The sequence below is a fragment of the Bailinhaonella thermotolerans genome, from assembly GCF_003594875.1.
GTDB lineage: Bacteria > Actinomycetota > Actinomycetes > Streptosporangiales > Streptosporangiaceae > Bailinhaonella > Bailinhaonella thermotolerans.
This window is the reverse complement of the sequence record NZ_QZEY01000003.1, coordinates 491077-507222: the sequence shown is the minus strand read 5'-3', so window position 1 is coordinate 507222 and position 16146 is coordinate 491077. Positions and strand designations below refer to the sequence as shown.

17 protein-coding genes are annotated in these 16146 nt (G+C 71.4%); 16 read left to right on the top strand and 1 reads right to left on the bottom strand.

The genetic code is table 11. The features are described from left to right. The first annotated feature begins 199 nt into the window (after nt 1-199). The 6 genes from D5H75_RS11495 (at nt 200) to D5H75_RS11470 (ending at nt 4007) form a co-directional block, all read left to right on the top strand. Nucleotides 200-1018: an ABC transporter ATP-binding protein gene (locus D5H75_RS11495; protein WP_119926591.1), complete on the top strand. Its 819-nt coding sequence runs from the start codon at nt 200-202 to the stop codon at nt 1016-1018. Then, nucleotides 1015-1869, top strand: coding sequence for an ABC transporter permease (locus D5H75_RS11490; protein WP_202638052.1), 855 nt, complete (start codon nt 1015-1017; stop codon nt 1867-1869). Before D5H75_RS11495 ends, D5H75_RS11490 begins: the two co-directional genes overlap by 4 nt. 30 nt (nt 1870-1899) lie before the next feature. Then, complete coding sequence (locus D5H75_RS11485; protein ID WP_119926363.1) at nt 1900-2133, top strand: helix-turn-helix transcriptional regulator; 234 nt, start codon at nt 1900-1902, stop codon at nt 2131-2133. An 11-nt stretch (nt 2134-2144) separates the two neighbouring features. Then, on the top strand, nt 2145-2696 hold the full coding sequence (locus D5H75_RS11480; RefSeq protein WP_119926362.1) for a hypothetical protein: 552 nt from the start codon (nt 2145-2147) through the stop codon (nt 2694-2696). Nucleotides 2697-2906: 210 nt separating this feature from the next. Then, a complete protein-coding gene (locus D5H75_RS11475) occupies nt 2907-3416 on the top strand; it encodes a hypothetical protein (RefSeq protein ID WP_119926361.1) in 510 nt (169 codons plus the stop codon). 9 nt (nt 3417-3425) lie between these two features. Next, entirely contained in the window at nt 3426-4007 is a 582-nt protein-coding gene (locus D5H75_RS11470; protein ID WP_119926360.1) for a hypothetical protein, read from the top strand. A gap of 97 nt (nt 4008-4104) precedes the next feature. Here the strand turns inward: D5H75_RS11470 and D5H75_RS11465 are convergent, their stop codons facing one another. After that, nucleotides 4105-5043, bottom strand: a complete 939-nt coding sequence (locus D5H75_RS11465) for a LysR family transcriptional regulator (protein WP_119926359.1) — start codon at nt 5041-5043, stop codon at nt 4105-4107. Nucleotides 5044-5177: 134 nt separating this feature from the next. On the opposite strand from D5H75_RS11465, the gene D5H75_RS11460 reads away from it, so the two are divergent. The 10 genes from D5H75_RS11460 to D5H75_RS11415 all read left to right on the top strand — a co-directional run bounded on the left by D5H75_RS11460 (nt 5178) and on the right by D5H75_RS11415 (nt 16070). Then, nucleotides 5178-5960: a succinate dehydrogenase cytochrome b subunit gene (locus D5H75_RS11460; RefSeq protein WP_242454148.1), complete on the top strand. Its 783-nt coding sequence runs from the start codon at nt 5178-5180 to the stop codon at nt 5958-5960. Next, nucleotides 5957-7885 (top strand): fumarate reductase/succinate dehydrogenase flavoprotein subunit, encoded by a 1929-nt coding sequence (locus D5H75_RS11455; protein ID WP_119926357.1) that lies wholly within the window; start codon nt 5957-5959, stop codon nt 7883-7885. Before D5H75_RS11460 ends, D5H75_RS11455 begins: the two co-directional genes overlap by 4 nt. Further along, a complete protein-coding gene (locus D5H75_RS11450; RefSeq protein WP_119926356.1) occupies nt 7882-8622 on the top strand; it encodes a succinate dehydrogenase/fumarate reductase iron-sulfur subunit in 741 nt (246 codons plus the stop codon). Before D5H75_RS11455 ends, D5H75_RS11450 begins: the two co-directional genes overlap by 4 nt. Nucleotides 8623-8999: 377 nt before the next feature. Continuing rightward, the gene (locus D5H75_RS11445; RefSeq protein WP_119926355.1) at nt 9000-10124 is read left to right on the top strand and encodes a SagB/ThcOx family dehydrogenase; all 1125 of its coding nucleotides are present in this window, start codon (nt 9000-9002) and stop codon (nt 10122-10124) included. 82 nt (nt 10125-10206) lie between these two features. Beyond that, nucleotides 10207-11475, top strand: a complete 1269-nt coding sequence (locus D5H75_RS11440) for a hypothetical protein (RefSeq protein WP_119926354.1) — start codon at nt 10207-10209, stop codon at nt 11473-11475. Between the two features lie 131 nt (nt 11476-11606). Beyond that, nucleotides 11607-12029, top strand: a complete 423-nt coding sequence (locus D5H75_RS11435) for a VOC family protein (RefSeq protein WP_119926353.1) — start codon at nt 11607-11609, stop codon at nt 12027-12029. A 120-nt stretch (nt 12030-12149) separates the two neighbouring features. Next, entirely contained in the window at nt 12150-12347 is a 198-nt protein-coding gene (locus D5H75_RS11430) for a DUF397 domain-containing protein (protein ID WP_119926352.1), read from the top strand. A 241-nt stretch (nt 12348-12588) separates the two neighbouring features. Further along, nucleotides 12589-13392 (top strand): hypothetical protein, encoded by an 804-nt coding sequence (locus D5H75_RS11425; protein ID WP_119926351.1) that lies wholly within the window; start codon nt 12589-12591, stop codon nt 13390-13392. 15 nt (nt 13393-13407) lie between these two features. Further along, complete coding sequence (locus D5H75_RS11420) at nt 13408-15306, top strand: fumarate reductase/succinate dehydrogenase flavoprotein subunit (protein WP_119926350.1); 1899 nt, start codon at nt 13408-13410, stop codon at nt 15304-15306. Beyond that, nucleotides 15306-16070, top strand: a complete 765-nt coding sequence (locus tag D5H75_RS11415; RefSeq protein ID WP_119926349.1) for a succinate dehydrogenase/fumarate reductase iron-sulfur subunit — start codon at nt 15306-15308, stop codon at nt 16068-16070. Before D5H75_RS11420 ends, D5H75_RS11415 begins: the two co-directional genes overlap by 1 nt. The last annotated feature ends 76 nt before the right edge of the window (nt 16071-16146 follow it).

Here is a 16146-nt window from a genome sequence, read left to right as displayed (position 1 = left end):
GGGCGCGCTACGCGGCCTCTGGCTGCGGAAACACCCTCCACTCCAGAGGCGGCTCCAGAGGCGCGCCGTCTCAGTACTGCTTCAGCCTGTTGTGTTCATGCTCAGAGATGTAGTACATCTACTACAAGCGATAGCGACACTGCGAGGAGATGACGTGGAAGTGCTCAAGGGTCCGGCGGTCGAGGTGCGCGGGCTGCGGATGCGGTACGGCGACGCCGACGTGCTGCGCGGGGTCGATCTGGAGATCCGGCGGGGGGAGGTCTTCGCGCTGCTCGGGCCGAACGGCGCGGGCAAGACGACGACCATCGAGATCCTGGAGGGGTTCCGGCGGCGGTCGGGCGGGGAGGTGTCCGTGCTCGGGACCGACCCGGGGGACGGCGACGAGCGGTGGCGGGCCCGGCTCGGGATGGTGCTGCAGAGCTGGCGCGACCACCCCAAGTGGCGGGTCGGGGAGCTGCTGGAGCACGTCGCCGGGCACTACGACCAGCCGCGCGAGCCCGGGGAGCTGCTCGATGCGCTGGGGCTGGCCGAGCACGCGGGCAAGCAGGTGCGCATGCTGTCCGGAGGGCAGCGGCGGCGGCTGGACGTGGCGCTGGGCATCGTCGGGCGCCCGGAACTGCTGTTCCTGGACGAGCCGACCGCCGGGTTCGATCCGCAGGCGCGGCGGGAGTTCCACCGGCTGGTCGAGGGGCTGGCGGCCGACGAGGGCATGACCGTGCTGCTGACCACGCACGACCTGGCCGAGGCCGAGCGGCTGGCGGACCGGATCGCGATCCTCGTCGGCGGGCGCATCGCCGTGTGCGGGACCGCGGCCGAGCTGGCCGAGGCCGTACAGGCCGAGTCCGAGGTGTGGTGGATCGAGGACGGCGCCGAGCGGGTCAGCCGGTCGCACGACCCGTCGCGGGTGGCCTGGGAGCTGCACCGGCGGTACGGCGGGCCCGTGCCGGGGCTGCGGATCACCCGGCCCACCTTGGAGGAGAGCTACCTGAACCTAGTGAACGAGAAGGAGGCGGCGTGAACGCGAGGACGATCCGGGCCGGGCTGCGGCGCGGCGGAGTGGAGTACCGCCAGTTCCTGCGCTCCCCCAAGGACGTCGGGGTCGGGCTGATCGGCACGGTCGGGATCTTCCTGGCGCTGGCGATCTCCCAGCGCGGGTCGGACTGGCCGGGCACCGACACGCCCAAGGCGTCGATCATGGCGGCCGGCTTCGTCGCCTTCAGCGTCTTCTCGGTCGCGATCATGGGCCTGCCGATGACGATCGCCGCCGACCGGGAGGAGGGGGCGCTGCTGCGCGTGCGCTCGCTGCCCGGCGGCACCCGCGCCTACACGATCGGGCGGGTCGCCTCGGCGCTCGGGCAGATCCTGACGTACGTCGCGCTGATGCTGGCGGCGGCGCTGCTGTTCACCGAGACGCGGCTGCCGGAGACGGCGGGCGACTGGTTCACGCTGGTGTGGGTGCTGGTGCTCGGCACGCTCGCCGTGCTGCCGCTGGGCATCGCGCTCGGCTCCCTCATGCCCGGGCCGCGCACCGCGGCCAACCTGCTCAGCGTGCCGATGATGGTCCTGATGATCATCTCCGGGGTGATGATCCCGATCAGCGTGATGCCGGAGCCGGTCCAGTGGGTGGCGCAGGCGTTCCCGCTGTACTGGCAGGGGCTCGGGCTGCGGTCGGCGCTGCTGCCGGACACGATGCTGGCGGCCGAGATCGGGCAGGACTGGCGCACGCTGGAGACCGCGGCCGTGCTCGGCGCCTGGGCGATCGCGGGTATGGTGCTGGCGCCGTGGTTGTTGCGCCGCGTGACGCGCAAGGAGTCCGGGTCGCGCCTTGAGGCCCGGCAGCGGGCGCGCGCCGCGCAGGCGAGCTACTGATCGTCCGGGCGTTGAGAGGGAGAGCGGGCGGTGTCCTCAGAGGAGGTCTTCAACCGGATCGCGGTGCTGAGAGCCGAGCGCGGCATCTCGCGCCGGGACCTGGCCACCGCCCTCGGCGTGCACTACCAGACGGTGGGCTACCTGGAGCGGGGCGAGTACAGCCCCAGCCTGTACCTCGCGCTGCGGATCGCGGAGTACTTCGAGGTGCCGGTCGAGGTGGTCTTCTCGCTGAAGCCCTTCCCCCGGCTGGGCAGCCGATCGTGAGGGGGGACGGAATGCGCTCGCGCTGGCAGCGCTATCAGCGGGAGGCGCTGGAGAAGGACATGGCGCCGGCCGCCTACGCCACGCGGGCGAGGCGGCGGGTGATCGCCGGCCTGGCGGCCTTCTCCGTGGCGCTGCTGTGGGTCGACGCGGCGGTCTCGTGGTTCCTGGCCCCGAGCGACCTCGCCGTCACGATCAACTTCGTCCTGCTCGCGATCATGCTGGTGATCTACCTGCCCGCGGTCACGCTGCTCAACGTCGCGAGCCGCGGCACCGCCGCCCTGCCCGCGCGGATGCTCGACGAGCGCCAGGCGGCCGAACGGCTGCGCGCGGTCGCGACCGGGCACCGGATCACGTTCGGGCTGATCGGGCTGGCCCTGGCGGCGGTGGTGGCCGGCACCTGGGGCGAGGGCGATACGGCCCGCATCCCCGCGGCGGCAGTGTTCATCCTCCTCCTGGCGATCTGGCTCACCCACCTGGTGATGCCGCTGATCATCGTCGGCTGGCGCATGCCCGACCCCGTCCCCGACGAGGACGACGAACGCGACGAGCACGACGACGCCTGACCCGCCGCACGGCTCACGCCCGGCCCGCCGAACTACTCGCGCCCGCCGTACGGCTCGCATCCGGCCCGCCGTACTACTCGCGCCCGGCCCGCCGTACGGCCGGCGCCTGGCCCGCTGGTGGCTCGCAAGTCGTTCCCAAGATCCCTCCGCCACCCTCTGAGGTCGGCGGCCTCAACCGAGGCCCCGAATCCGGAAATGGGAGGGAACGGCATGAGACGTCTGCTCGCCCGCCTGCTGCCGGCCGTCGCCGTCGCCGTGGCCGCGCTCGTCCCCGCGGGTACGGCGCGCGCCGCCGACGGGGCGCCCTACGTGCGGGTCCACCTCGACCAGATCATCGCGTACGACCTGGAGGAGAGCGGCCACGACGAGATCTTCGTGCGGATGTACCACGACGGGTCGGGCAAGCCGTTCCAGGCCTGGCCGATGAAGGAGGGCGACGAGCTGTCCGTCGCCGCGCGGGACTGCGTCAGCTTCCGCGAGGCGTGCCCGGCGGGGACCAACCAGCGCTCCGGCGGCGGCTTCTACGCGCCGCGCTATCCCACGAACCTCAAGTTCCTCTACGTCCAGTTGTGGGAGGACGACCTCGCCGGCGACGACCTGCTCATGAACGTCCCCGTGGGCCTGCGCCCGATCAGCGAGGAGCAGCGGATCGTCGAGGAGGCCCAGATCGGCGGTCACCACTACGTCCTGAAGTTCACCCTGACCCCCGTCTACCTCTGAGAGGCCGCGATGACGACCCGTACCGCGATGAAGGCCCTGCTCGCCGCCGCGACGACCGGCGCCCTCGCCCTGGCCGCCGCGCCCGCGCCCGCGGCCGCCGCCGTCCCGGCCCGCGCGGGCGCCACCGCCCGGCAGGCGGTGTACCACGAGATCGTGCTCGGCTCGCTGGAGGCGCTGGACCTGGAGGAGAGCGGCGAGGACGAGGTCCGCATCGAGATCAAGGCCCAGGACGGCGAGCACTGGTACGCCTGGCCGACCAACGAGGACGAGATCGACACCAAGCGGTACACCTGCTGGATCCTGACGTCCTCCGCCGAGGGCTGCTCCCCCGGATCCGTCCGGCGGGCGGGCGGGCCGTACGCCCACGTGTACGCCCCGGAGGGCGCGCGCTTCGTGATCGAGGTCTGGGAGGACGACCACATCGGCGACGACCGCCTCCTCCAGATCCCGGTCCAGGTCCACGGCCCAGGCGACATCAGCGGCTCCTCCCCGGCCGGGAAGGGCTTCGACTATCGCCTGACCGCCCGGCTCGTCACCGCCGAGTGGATCACCCCGCCCGCCGGCGCCGAACTCCTCCGCGCCCCCTCCTGACCCCGGCTGCCACCCCCGCCGAAACCCCGCCGAAACCCGCTGAAACCCCGCCGTGATCTCGCGATCCGGGAACCTGTGCGGGAATCGCGGGGCGAGGTCACGCCGGGGGGTTCCGGGTGAGGAGGTCCACGCCTGGAGGGAGGGTGCCGGTGGCGGCGGCGGTGTGGAGGTGGCCGAGGAGGGTGGCGCGGAAGGCGCGGGCGGCGTGCGGGGGCTCGACGTCCTTGCGGTGGGCCAGCGCGATGCGGCGTTCCAGGCCGGGCGGGGCCAGCGGGGTCCCGCGCAGCCGGGGGCGGCCGTCCAGGACCATGCTGGGGACCACGGCGATGCCCAGGCCCGCCTCGACGAAGCGCAGGACGGCGTCCATCTCGCCGCCCTCCACCGAGAAGCGGGGCTCGAACCCGGCCTGGCGGCAGGCCTGCAGCGTCGCCTCGCGCAGGTCGTAGCCCCGCCGGAACATGACCACCGGCCGGTCGCGGAGGTCCTCGATGCGGGCGTACGGCCGGCGCGGGGCCGGGCCGGTGTCGGCGACGACGAGGTTCTCGCGCAGGATCTCCTCGGTGACCAGGGCCGGGTCGGTGCTGTGCAGCGGCATGATGAGCAGCGCCAGGTCGAGCTGGCCCCGGGCGAGGTCGCGCACGAGGTCCCGCGAGCCGCCCTCCTCGACCAGGATCTCGATGCCCGGGTAGTCCCGGCGGTAGTCCGCCAGCGCGTCGGCCAGGAGCCCGGCGCACAGCGAGGGCGTGGCCCCCAGCCGCAGCCGTCCCCGGCGCAGCCCGGCGAGCTCCTGGACCTCCCGCCGCGCGGTCTCGGTGTCGGCGAGGATGCGGCGGGCCAGCGGCAGCAGCGCCTCCCCCGCCGGGGTGAGCGCGATGTTGCCCCTGGCGCGGCTGAACAGGGGCGCTCCCAGCTCCTGTTCCAGCGCCTTGATCTGCTTGCTCAGGGACGGCTGGGCGACCCGCATCCGCTCGGCCGCCTGGGTGAAGTGGCGGCTCTCGGCGACCGCGACGAAGTAGGCGAGTTGCTGTAACTGCATGTGAAATGCCTCACGCTCGGGAACCGTCCGGAATACGAGAAGCGTTGTGGCGCACGGTTAATAGCCCCAGGCTATCGAAACCAGCGCCATCATGTCTTGGACGGGCACTTCGAGTCGGACATACCGTTCATGCCGTGTCAGCAGTCTCATCGCCCCCCAAAGCACAGGCGACCTCCCCCACGAGCGCCCAGGCGGGCAACCGCCTGAGCCCGGTCGCCGTGCACGCGCAGAAGGCCCGCAAGCCGCGGACCGGCTCCCGCCGCTCCTCGATCCTGCTCAAGGCCGTCATGGCCGTGAGCGGCGTGGTCATGATCGCGTTCCTCGTCCTGCACATGATCGGGAACCTCAAGGTCCTGTTCGGCAGGGAAGACTTCAACCACTACTCGCACTGGCTGCGCACCATCGGCGAGCCCGCGCTCCCGCACGAGGGCTTCCTGTGGATCATGCGCGTCGGCCTGCTCGTCGCCGTGTTCGCGCACATGATCTCCGCCACCGTGCTCACCGTCCGCGCCAAGCGCGCCCGGCCCGTGGCGTACAAGGCCAAGCGCAAGAGCGTGCAGCAGACCTACGCCTCGCGCACGATGCGCTGGGGCGGCGTGATCATCCTGGCCTACATCCTCTACCACCTCCTGGACCTGACGCTGGGGGTCGCGAACCCGGCGGGCACCGGGGCCACGCCGTACGACAGGTTCGTGGCCGACTTCCAGCGGTGGTACATCGTCGCCGCCTACGTCGTCCCGCTGGTCCTGCTCGGCATGCACCTGCGGCACGGCCTGTGGAGCGCGTTCCAGACCCTGGGCCTGAGCAACGCCCGCAGGCAGCGCGGCATCAACCTCTTCGCCACCGGCGCCTCCACGCTGCTGATCCTCGGCTTCCTGGTGGGCCCGGCGGCGGTCGTGATCGGAGTTGTGAAGTGACCGAGCTGTACGTCGAAGGCGACCCGATCCGCGACACGAAGGCCCCCGACGGCCCGATCGCGGAGCGCTGGGACAAGCGTCGCTTCGGGGCGAAGCTGGTCAACCCGGCCAACAAGCGCAAGCTCACCGTCATCGTCGTGGGCACCGGCCTGGCCGGCGGCTCGGCCGCCGCGACCCTGGCCGAGCTGGGCTACCAGGTCAAGTCGTTCTGCTACCAGGACAGCCCCCGCCGCGCCCACTCGATCGCGGCCCAGGGCGGCATCAACGCGGCGAAGAACTACCGCGGCGACGGCGACAGCATCCACCGGCTGTTCTACGACACGGTCAAGGGCGGCGACTTCCGCTCCCGCGAGTCCAACGTGCACCGCCTCGCCCAGGTCAGCGTCGAGATCATCGACCAGTGCGTGGCCCAGGGCGTGCCGTTCGCGCGGGAGTACGGCGGCCTGCTCGACACCCGCAGCTTCGGCGGCGCCCAGGTGTCCCGCACCTTCTACGCCCGCGGCCAGACGGGCCAGCAGCTCCTCCTCGGCGCCTACCAGGCGCTCGCCCGGCAGATCCACGCCGGGAACGTGGAGATGCACCCGCGCACCGAGATGCTCGACCTGATCGTGGCCGACGGCCGGGCGCGCGGCATCGTGACCCGCGACCTGGTGTCCGGCGAGGTCAAGAGCTACTTCGCCGACGCGGTCGTGCTGGCCTCCGGCGGCTACGGCAACGTCTTCTTCCTCTCGACGAACGCCAAGGGCTGCAACGTCACCGCCACCTGGCGGGCGCACCGGCGCGGCGCGCTGTTCGCGAACCCCTGCTACACGCAGATCCACCCGACCTGCATCCCGGTCAGCGGCGACCACCAGTCCAAGCTGACGCTGATGTCGGAGTCGCTGCGCAACGACGGCCGCGTCTGGGTGCCGAAGAAGGCCGGCGACACGCGCAAGCCGTACGACATCCCGGTCGAGGAGCGCGACTACTACCTGGAGCGCATCTACCCCTCGTTCGGCAACCTGGTGCCGCGTGACATCGCCTCGCGCGCCGCCAAGAACGTCTGCGACGAGGGCCGCGGCGTCGGGCCCGGCGGGCTCGGCGTGTACCTGGACTTCAAGGACGCGATCGACCGCCTCGGGCGCGACGCGGTGGAGGCCAAGTACGGCAACCTCTTCGAGATGTACGAGCGCATCACCGGCGAGGACCCCTACACCACGCCGATGCGCATCTACCCGGCCGTGCACTACACCATGGGCGGCCTGTGGGTGGACTACGACCTCCAGTCCACCATCCCCGGCCTGTTCGTGATCGGCGAGGCCAACTTCTCCGACCACGGCGCCAACCGCCTCGGCGCGTCCGCGCTGATGCAGGGCCTGGCCGACGGGTACTTCGTCCTCCCGAACACGATCGGCGACTACCTGGCCGCCGGCCCGTTCGGCGAGGTGGACTCCGCGGCCGTCGCCGAGGCCGAGGAGGCCGTACGGACCAAGGTCGAGCGGCTGCTGTCGATCAACGGCGACCGCACGCCGGACTCGTTCCACCGCGAGCTGGGCCAGATCATGTGGGACTACTGCGGCATGGAGCGGACCGAGGAGGGCCTGCTCAAGGCCATCGGGATGATCCGCGACCTGCGCGACGAGTTCTGGAAGCGCGTGAAGGTCCCCGGCGAGAACGAGGAGCTCAACCAGGCGCTGGAGAAGGCCGGCCGCATCGCCGACTTCTTCGAGCTGGCCGAGCTCATGTGCATCGACGCCCTGCACCGCTCGGAGTCCTGCGGCGGCCACTTCCGCGCCGAGTCGCAGACCGAGGACGGCGAGGCCAAGCGCGACGACGAGAACTTCTCCTACGTCGCCGCCTGGGAGTTCTCGGAGGACAAGCCGGTGCTCCACAAGGAAGATCTCGTCTTCGAGTACGTCAAGCCCAGTCAGAGGTCCTACAAGTGAAACTCACGCTCCAGATCTGGCGGCAGAAGAACGCCGACGACGCCGGGCGCATGGTCACCTACCAGCTCGACGACGTGTCCCCCGACATGTCGTTCCTGGAGATGCTCGACGTGCTCAACGAGCGCCTCATCCTCGAGGGCGAGGAGCCGGTGGCGTTCGACCACGACTGCCGCGAGGGCATCTGCGGCATGTGCGGCATGGTCATCAACGGCGTGCCGCACGGCGAGCAGCGCGCCACCACGACCTGCCAGCTCCACATGCGGCACTTCAAGGACGGCGAGACCATCACCATCGAGCCGTGGCGCGCGGCGCCGTTCCCGGTGGTGAAGGACCTGGTCGTGGACCGTTCCGCCTTCGACCGCATCATCGAGGCCGGCGGCTACATCTCGGTCCCGACCGGCTCGGCCCCCGAGGCCCACGCGGTTCCGGTGCCCAAGCCCGACGCCGACAAGGCGTTCGAGGCCGCCGTCTGCATCGGCTGCGGCGCGTGCGTGGCGGCCTGCCCGAACGGCTCCGCCTCGCTGTTCACCGCCGCGAAGATCACCCACCTGGGCCTGATGCCGCAGGGCCAGCCCGAGCGCGACTCCCGCGTCAAGGCCATGGTGGACACCGCCGACGAGCTCGGCTTCGGCGGCTGCACCAACATCGGCGAGTGCACCGCGGTCTGCCCCAAGGGCATCCCCCTGGAGACGATCGCGCGCATGAACCGCGACTACCTCAAGGCCACCCGCGGCTGACGCCGTACGGCCCCCGCGAACCCCGCCGCGAATCCGCGGCGGGGTTCGTCATTTCCGACCTAGGTCTCCGGCGTAGGTCCAGGTCGGGGCGCGTCTTTGAATCCATGATTGACAATACGGGGTCTCACCATGTCTGAATTGAGGGGACAGATCGACGCCCGAAAGGAGACGCCGGACGTGAAAAAGCGGGCTCTGCGCATCGAGGTGCGCGGCAAGAAGACGCGTAAGCCGACGCCGTACTACAAGGCCGCCGACGAGAAGCGCGACACTCCGGAGAGCTGAAGCCGCTGGCCCGCGGCTCACGCGTACCGGCTTGCGGGTCACGGGGGGATCTCCTCCCCCCGTGACCGTCCTCCCATTCGGCGAAGAAGGGCCGCATGCAGTTACGTCGTTCCCGCACCCTGGTCCTGTACTGGGATGACGGCGAATTCACCGCGCAGGACTACTTGACGCGCGCGGCGTTCGCGGTGGACGCTCCGGCGGTGGAATTGCTGGCGCGCTTCGACGAGTGGACCGACCCGGAAAAGGTCGTCAGCGCGTACGCCGACGAGGACTACGATCCCGATTCGGTGCGCGAGGCCATCTCCGTGCTGGTGGAGAACGGGCTGCTGCGCGAAGAGGGCGCGGACCCCGCCGACGAGACGCTGACGCGGGCCTGGGCGGACTGGGGGACGGCCGCGCAGTTCCTGCACTTCGCCAGCCGCGACGCGGAGTTCGCGGTCGAACCCGCCGAACGCGAGCGGGTGGCCGCGGAGGTGACCCGCGACCCCGCGCCCGCACCCTTCTCCTCGCGGCCCGGCGCGCCGCGGCTCTACCTGCCCCGGGCGCATCCGCCGCTCGACGCCGGGTTCTCCGAGGTGCTGCTCGGCCGCCGCACCCACCGCGAGTTCGCCCCCGGCCCCGTGGACCTGCCGACCCTCTCGGCCGTGCTGCACTACACGTTCGCGCCGATGCACTTCATCGACGCCGGCCGGTACGGCACGCTCATGCTCAAGACCAGCCCGGCGGGCGGCGCCCGGCACGAGCTGGAGGCGTACGTCGCCGTGCTCGACGTCGAGGACGTGGCCCCCGGCGTGTACCACTACCGCGCGGAGAACCACTCGCTGGAGCTGGTCGCCGAGGGGTTCGACGCCGAGACGGCCGAGCGGCTGACCTACCGCCAGGGGTTCGGGCGGGCGGCGTTCCTGTGCCTGCTGACCGCCGTCTTCGCCCGTTCGATGTACAAGTACCGCGATCCGCGCACCTACCGGATCATGACCCTGAACGCCGGGCACCTGGGCCAGACCTTCGTCCTCACCTGCACCGCGCTGGGCCTGGGCCCGTTCCAGACGGCCGCCTTCGCCGACACGGAGGTGGATGCCCTGCTCGGCGTTGACGGCGTGGCCGAGGGCTGCGTCTACGTCCTCGGGGCGGGCCGCCCCGCCGAGCCCGCCGGACGCTCCGGCGCGCTGCCCCGCGGCCTGGACCGCGCCGGGCTCGCGCCGCCGCCTGAAGGGACCTGACCTGGGTACTCGGGGAGACCACGGGCCGCTCGCCGCTGAGCTGGAACGCTCCGGCGCCGGGCCGCTCCGGCGGATCCTGCGGGTGTGGGCGCCGACGGCCGTGGGGTCGGCGGTGCTCGCCGCGGAGATCCCGGCGGCGACGGCGCTCGTGAGCCGGGCCCCGGACGGGGCCGACGCGCTGGCGGCGATCGGGGCCGCGATGTCCGTGCTCGTGATCGCGAACTCGGTGGCGCTGGCGATGGCGCCGCTGGTGGTGACCGCGGAGGGCACCCGCACGCCGCGGGCGCTGCTCCGGTACTCCCTGCTCGTGGGGCTCTGCGGCGGGGCGCTGCTGGTGGCCGTGGCCGCGATCCCGCCGCTGGCCGCGCCGCTGCCGCCGGAGTTCCGGGACGACTTCCGGTACTGCCTGCTGGCCGCCGCGCCCGCCCCGCCGGCCGTGGCCCTGCGGCGGTACCTCCACGGGCGCCTGATCCTCGCCGGGGGCACCGGGCGGATCGCGTCGGCCACCTTCATCCGCGTCGGGGTGACGGTGCTGACGGCCGCGGCCTGCCTGGCCCTCACGCCGCTGCCCGCCGCCGCCGTGGGCGGGCTGTCCCCCGCCGTGGGCGCGTTCGCGGAGGCCGGGCTGCTCGCGCTGGCCGTACGGCGGCTGCCGCGCTCGCCGGGGCAGGAGGCGGCCGAGGGCGGCCGGGGGCGGCGGTCGCTGCCGGCCGAGCACGCGCGCCTGGCCGCGCCGTTCCTGGTCAACATGGCGCCGCACCTGGTGACCACGATCGCGATCACGGCGGCGCCCGAGCCCGCCGCGTCGCTGACCGTGTGGACCGCGCTCTACGGGCTGTTGCTGCTGCTGACGGTGCCGATGCTGGACCTGGACTCGGTGACCGCCGCCCGGCTGCGAAAGGACCCGGCCGACCCGGGGCCGCTGCGGCTGGCGTGGGCGGTCGCGTCCGCCGCCGGGGGCCTGCTGCTGCTGGGGACGGTCACGCCGCTGGCCGGGCTGTACGTCACGGACGTCATCGCGGTGCCGCCGGGCCCGGCCGAGCTGGGCCTGCGCTGGCTGCCCGTGCTCGTCGCGGCCCCGCCGCTGTGGGCCGTGCGCGGGTACCTCCGGGGCCGGGCCATGGCGGCGGGCCGCAGCGACCTGCTGCCGCAGTCGGTGGCCGCGCACGTCGTCGTGCTGGCGGGCGCCTGCGCGGCCCTCCCCGCGACCGGCCTGCCCGGGGTGGCGTGCGCCTCGATCGCCCTGGTCGCGGCCCTGGCCGCCGAGACCGCCGCGCTCCTGGCACGGCTGCGCGCCGCCGCCCGCGTGGCCGCACCCGAGCCGGGCGGGAGCCGTACCGGCGCTCGGTGAGCCCCGCGCGAGCCGTACCGGCGCTCGGTGAGCCCCGCGCGAGGCGTACGGCGCGCCGGGACCTCCCGGACGGGCGATTGCAAGATCACGGTATGGGGGATAGAGGGAGGAGTGCGCGGGAAGGAGCGGGTATGGGAGTTCCGCTGTTCCACCTGGCGGTGCCGGTGGACGATCTGGGCAGGGCGCGGGAGTTCTACGGCGGGGTGCTGGGCCTGGCCGAGGGGCGGTCCGCGGAGCGGTGGGTGGACTGGGACCTCTACGGGCACCAGTTCGTGACGCACCTGGTGGAGGGCCCCGCGTCCGCTCCCGCCGGGCACAACGAGGTGGACGAGCACCGGGTCCCGGTGCCGCACTTCGGGCTGGTGCTGGCGATCCCGGAGTTCCACGCGCTGGCGGAGCGGCTGCGGGCGGCGGGGACGGAGTTCGTGATCGAGCCCTATCTGCGGTTCGCCGGGGAGCCGGGCGAGCAGTGGACGATGTTCGTGCTCGATCCGGCGGGGAACGCGCTGGAGTTCAAGGCGTTCGCGGACCCGTCGCGGATATTCGCGAAGTGACCGGGCATCGGCCCAGGTGAATGCGTTCCACGACGAAGCGGCGATCGTCTCCGCCTCCACGATCCGTTAGCGCTTGTGCGCGATGGGTTTAAGATTGATCAAAGCGGGCATCGCGCGCATATGCCTCCCAAAGTGACCTCATGGCGGAAATCCACTCACAGTTCCTCGCTCGGCAATTGCGTGGAGGTCGGGCGGACCCGCGGCGGAGTCGCCGTACGCGACAGCAAGGACCCCGGGGGCGGGACGCTGGTGTTCTCCGGCCCGGAGTGGCGGGCGTTCCTGGCGCGGATTCGGGACCGGGCGCATGAGGGAATTTAGGACATCCTAAATAGGATATTCGTCGCTTTCGGTCGCAGTGTGGCACGTGATTGCCGTCACAGTCGGTAATCCGACGACCCTTGTGCCACTTAGGGAAAGCGGCTGCCGTAACGTATACGCACCAACGCGCGCGCGGGAGTTTGAGAAGGCGCGAAAAGGGCGACGGCGCGCGCCACCGACTTCAGGTTTTGCGTGGGGCACGACTTAACCCGGGGCCCCGCGGGAGGTGGAGAGAGCTTCGATGGCCGCGACCACATCCGAGGTCAGGAAACAACGCGCCCAGATCGGGGTGCGCACGCTGCGCGGGGACCGCTGGTGGCTGGCGCCGCTGGGCACCTTCGCGGGCCTGACCGCGTGGCTGCTGTACGCACTGATCCGCACGGCGACGCAGAGCAACTACTGGGTGGACGGATACAACTACCTCTCGCCGTTCAGCTCCCCCTGCGTGAGCGCGAGCTGCGCCGAGGGGGCCCGGCACTTCGGGACCTGGCTGCCGGAGTTCCCGCCGCTGATCCCGCTCGGGATCCTGGTGCTCCCGTTCCTGCTGGGGTTCCGGCTCACCTGTTACTACTACCGCAAGGCCTACTACCGGTCCTTCTGGCTCTCGCCGCCCGCCTGCGCGGTGGCCGAGCCGCACTCCAAGTACACCGGCGAGACCCGCTTCCCGCTGATCGCCCAGAACCTGCACCGCTACTTCTTCTACGCGGCCCTGGTCGTCTCCCTGATCAACACGTACGACGCCGTCTACGCCTTCTTCGGGAAGAACGGCTTCCAGATGGGGCTGGGCAACCTCATCCTCCTCGGCAATGTGATCATGCTGTGGGCGTACACCCTCTCCTGCCACTCGTGCCGCCACATCACGGCCGGGCGGCTCAACCACTTCTCCCGGCACCCGCTGCGCTACCGCATGTGGACCTGGATCTCCAAGCTCAACGCCAAGCACATGCAGCTCGCCTGGATCACGCTCGGCACGCTCGCGCTCACCGACGCCTACATCGGGCTCGTGGCCGCCGACGTCCTTCCCGACCTGCGATTCTTCAACTAAGGGTGATCCAGAACGATGACCGAGATTGAACGGCACTCCTACGACGTCGTCGTGATCGGCGCCGGCGGCGCGGGTCTGCGCGCGGCGATCGAGGCGCGGCAGCAGGGCAAGCGCACGGCGGTGGTGTGCAAGTCCCTGTTCGGCAAGGCCCACACGGTGATGGCCGAGGGCGGCGCCGCCGCGGCGATGGGCAACGTGAACCCCAGTGACAACTGGCAGGTCCACTTCCGTGACACCATGCGGGGCGGGAAGTTCCTCAACAACTGGCGCATGGCCGAGTTGCACGCCCAGGAGGCCCCCGACCGGGTGTGGGAGCTGGAGGCCTGGGGCGCGCTGTTCGACCGCACGAAGGACGGCAAGATCAGCCAGCGCAACTTCGGCGGCCACGAGTACCCCCGCCTCGCGCACGTCGGCGACCGCACCGGCCTGGAGCTGATCCGCACCCTCCAGCAGCGCGTCGTCGCCCTCCAGCAGGAGGACGACAAGCTGCACGGCGACCCCGAGGCGTACATCAAGGTCTTCCAGGAGTGCACGGTCACGCGCCTGCTGAAGGACGGCGACGCGATCGCGGGCGCGTTCGGCTACTGGCGGGAGACCGGCAACTTCATCTGCTTCGAGGCCCCCGCCGTGGTGCTCGCGACCGGCGGCATCGGCAAGTCGTACGTCGTGACCTCCAACTCCTGGGAGTACACCGGCGACGGCCACGCGCTCGCCCTCATGGCCGGCGCCGGGCTGATCAACATGGAGTTCATCCAGTTCCACCCGACCGGCATGGTCTGGCCGCCGTCGGTGCGCGGCATCCTCGTCACCGAGTCGGTGCGCGGCGACGGCGGGGTGCTGCGCAACTCCGAGGGCAAGCGGTTCATGTTCGAGTACGTCCCCGACGTGTTCAAGGACAAGTACGCCACCACCGAGGAGGAGGCGGACCGCTGGTACACCGACCAGGCGAACAACCGCCGCCCGCCCGAGCTGCTGCCCCGTGACGAGGTGGCCCGCGCGATCAACTCCGAGGTCAAGGCCGGGCGCGGCACGCCCCACGGCGGCGTCTACCTCGACGTCTCCACCCGCATGCCGGCCGAGGAGATCGTGCGGCGGCTGCCGTCCATGCACCACCAGTTCAAGGAGCTGGCGGACGTGGACATCACCCGCGAGCCGATGGAGGTGGGCCCGACCTGCCACTACATCATGGGCGGGGTCGAGGTGGACGCCGACACCGGCGCGGCCTCGGTGCCCGGCCTGTTCGCGGCGGGCGAGGTGTCCGGCGGCATGCACGGCTCCAACCGCCTGGGCGGCAACTCCCTGTCCGACCTGCTGGTCTTCGGCCGCCGGGCCGGGGCGGGCGCCGCGGCGTACGTCGACGGCCTCACGGCCCGCCCGAAGGCCCCCGAGGAGGCCGTACGGCAGGCGGAGGCCGAGGCGCTCGCGCCGCTGGAGCGTGAGGGCGGCGAGAACCCCTACACCGTGCACCACGAGCTCCAGCAGACGATGAACGACCTGGTCGGCATCATCCGCAAGGCCGACGAGATCTCCGAGGCGCTGGGCGCGATCGAGAAGCTCAAGGAGCGCGCCGGGGTCACCGGGGCGGCCGGCGGGCGGATCTACAACCCCGGCTGGCACCTGGCGATCGACCTGCGCAACATGCTGCTGGTGTCGGAGTGCGTGGCGAAGGCGGCGCTCCTGCGCGAGGAGAGCCGCGGCGGCCACACCCGCGACGACTTCCCCGGCATGTCCCCCGAGTGGCGGCGCAAGCTGCTGGTCTGCCGCCTCGACGGGTCCACGGTGAACATCGAGGAGAAGGTCCAGCCCTCGATGCGCGACGACCTGATCACGTTGTTCGAACGCGACGAGCTGAAGAAGTACCTGACCGAGGCGGAGCTGTCCGAATACGACGCCCTCGTCGAGAAGGAGGCCTGATGGGCTACAAGGCGAAGTTCCGCGTCTGGCGGGGCGAAGGCGGGGACGGGCGGCTGGAGGACTTCACCGTCGAGGTGAACGAGGGCGAGGTGGTCCTGGACGTCCTGCACCGGCTCCAGGCCACCCAGACGCCCGACCTGGCGGTCCGCTGGAACTGCAAGGCCGGCAAGTGCGGCTCGTGCTCCATGGAGATCAACGGCAAGCCCCGGCTGGGGTGCATGACCCGGATGTCCACCTTCACCGAGGACGAGACGGTCACGGTCACGCCGCTGCGCACGTTCCCGGTGATCAAGGACCTGGTGACCGACGTGTCCTTCAACTACCAGAAGGCGCGGGAGGTCCCCTCGTTCACGCCCCCGGCGGGGGTCAAGCCCGGCGAGTACCGGATGAAGCAGGTCGACGTGGAGCGCTCGCAGGAGTTCCGCAAGTGCATCGAGTGCTTCCTGTGCAACAACGTCTGCCACGTCATCCGGGACCACGAGGAGAACAAGCCGAACTTCTCCGGCCCCCGCTTCCTCATGCGCATCGCCGAGCTGGACATGCACCCCTACGACGTGGCCGACCGCAAGCAGGCCGCGCAGGACCAGCACGGCCTGGGCTACTGCAACATCACCAAGTGCTGCACCGAGGTCTGCCCCGAGCACATCAAGATCACCGACAACGCCCTGATCCCCCTCAAGGAGCGCGTGGTGGACCGCCGGTACGACCCCCTGGTCTGGCTCGGCGACAAGATCTTCCGCCGCCGTTCCGAGAAGACCTCCTGACCCGCGCCCGCCCTCTCCGCCCGTGATCCTGCGGTTCCGCCCCGGCCTCCACGTGGGCCGGGGCCCCCGGGATCGC

What these genes read in the sequence shown, in the direction of transcription:
- D5H75_RS11495 (WP_119926591.1), top strand. Translation starts at nt 200, where the DNA reads ATGCGGTACGGCGACGCCGACGTGCTGCGCGGGGTCGATCTGGAGATC.
- D5H75_RS11480 (WP_119926362.1), top strand. Translation starts at nt 2,145, where the DNA reads ATGCGCTCGCGCTGGCAGCGCTATCAGCGGGAGGCGCTGGAGAAGGAC.
- D5H75_RS11475 (WP_119926361.1), top strand. Translation starts at nt 2,907, where the DNA reads ATGAGACGTCTGCTCGCCCGCCTGCTGCCGGCCGTCGCCGTCGCCGTG.
- D5H75_RS11470 (WP_119926360.1), top strand. Translation starts at nt 3,426, where the DNA reads ATGACGACCCGTACCGCGATGAAGGCCCTGCTCGCCGCCGCGACGACC.
- D5H75_RS11465 (WP_119926359.1), bottom strand. Translation starts at nt 5,043, where the DNA reads ATGCAGTTACAGCAACTCGCCTACTTCGTCGCGGTCGCCGAGAGCCGC.
- D5H75_RS11445 (WP_119926355.1), top strand. Translation starts at nt 9,000, where the DNA reads ATGCAGTTACGTCGTTCCCGCACCCTGGTCCTGTACTGGGATGACGGC.
- D5H75_RS11435 (WP_119926353.1), top strand. Translation starts at nt 11,607, where the DNA reads ATGGGAGTTCCGCTGTTCCACCTGGCGGTGCCGGTGGACGATCTGGGC.
- D5H75_RS11430 (WP_119926352.1), top strand. Translation starts at nt 12,150, where the DNA reads ATGCCTCCCAAAGTGACCTCATGGCGGAAATCCACTCACAGTTCCTCG.
- D5H75_RS11425 (WP_119926351.1), top strand. Translation starts at nt 12,589, where the DNA reads ATGGCCGCGACCACATCCGAGGTCAGGAAACAACGCGCCCAGATCGGG.
- D5H75_RS11420 (WP_119926350.1), top strand. Translation starts at nt 13,408, where the DNA reads ATGACCGAGATTGAACGGCACTCCTACGACGTCGTCGTGATCGGCGCC.
- D5H75_RS11415 (WP_119926349.1), top strand. Translation starts at nt 15,306, where the DNA reads ATGGGCTACAAGGCGAAGTTCCGCGTCTGGCGGGGCGAAGGCGGGGAC.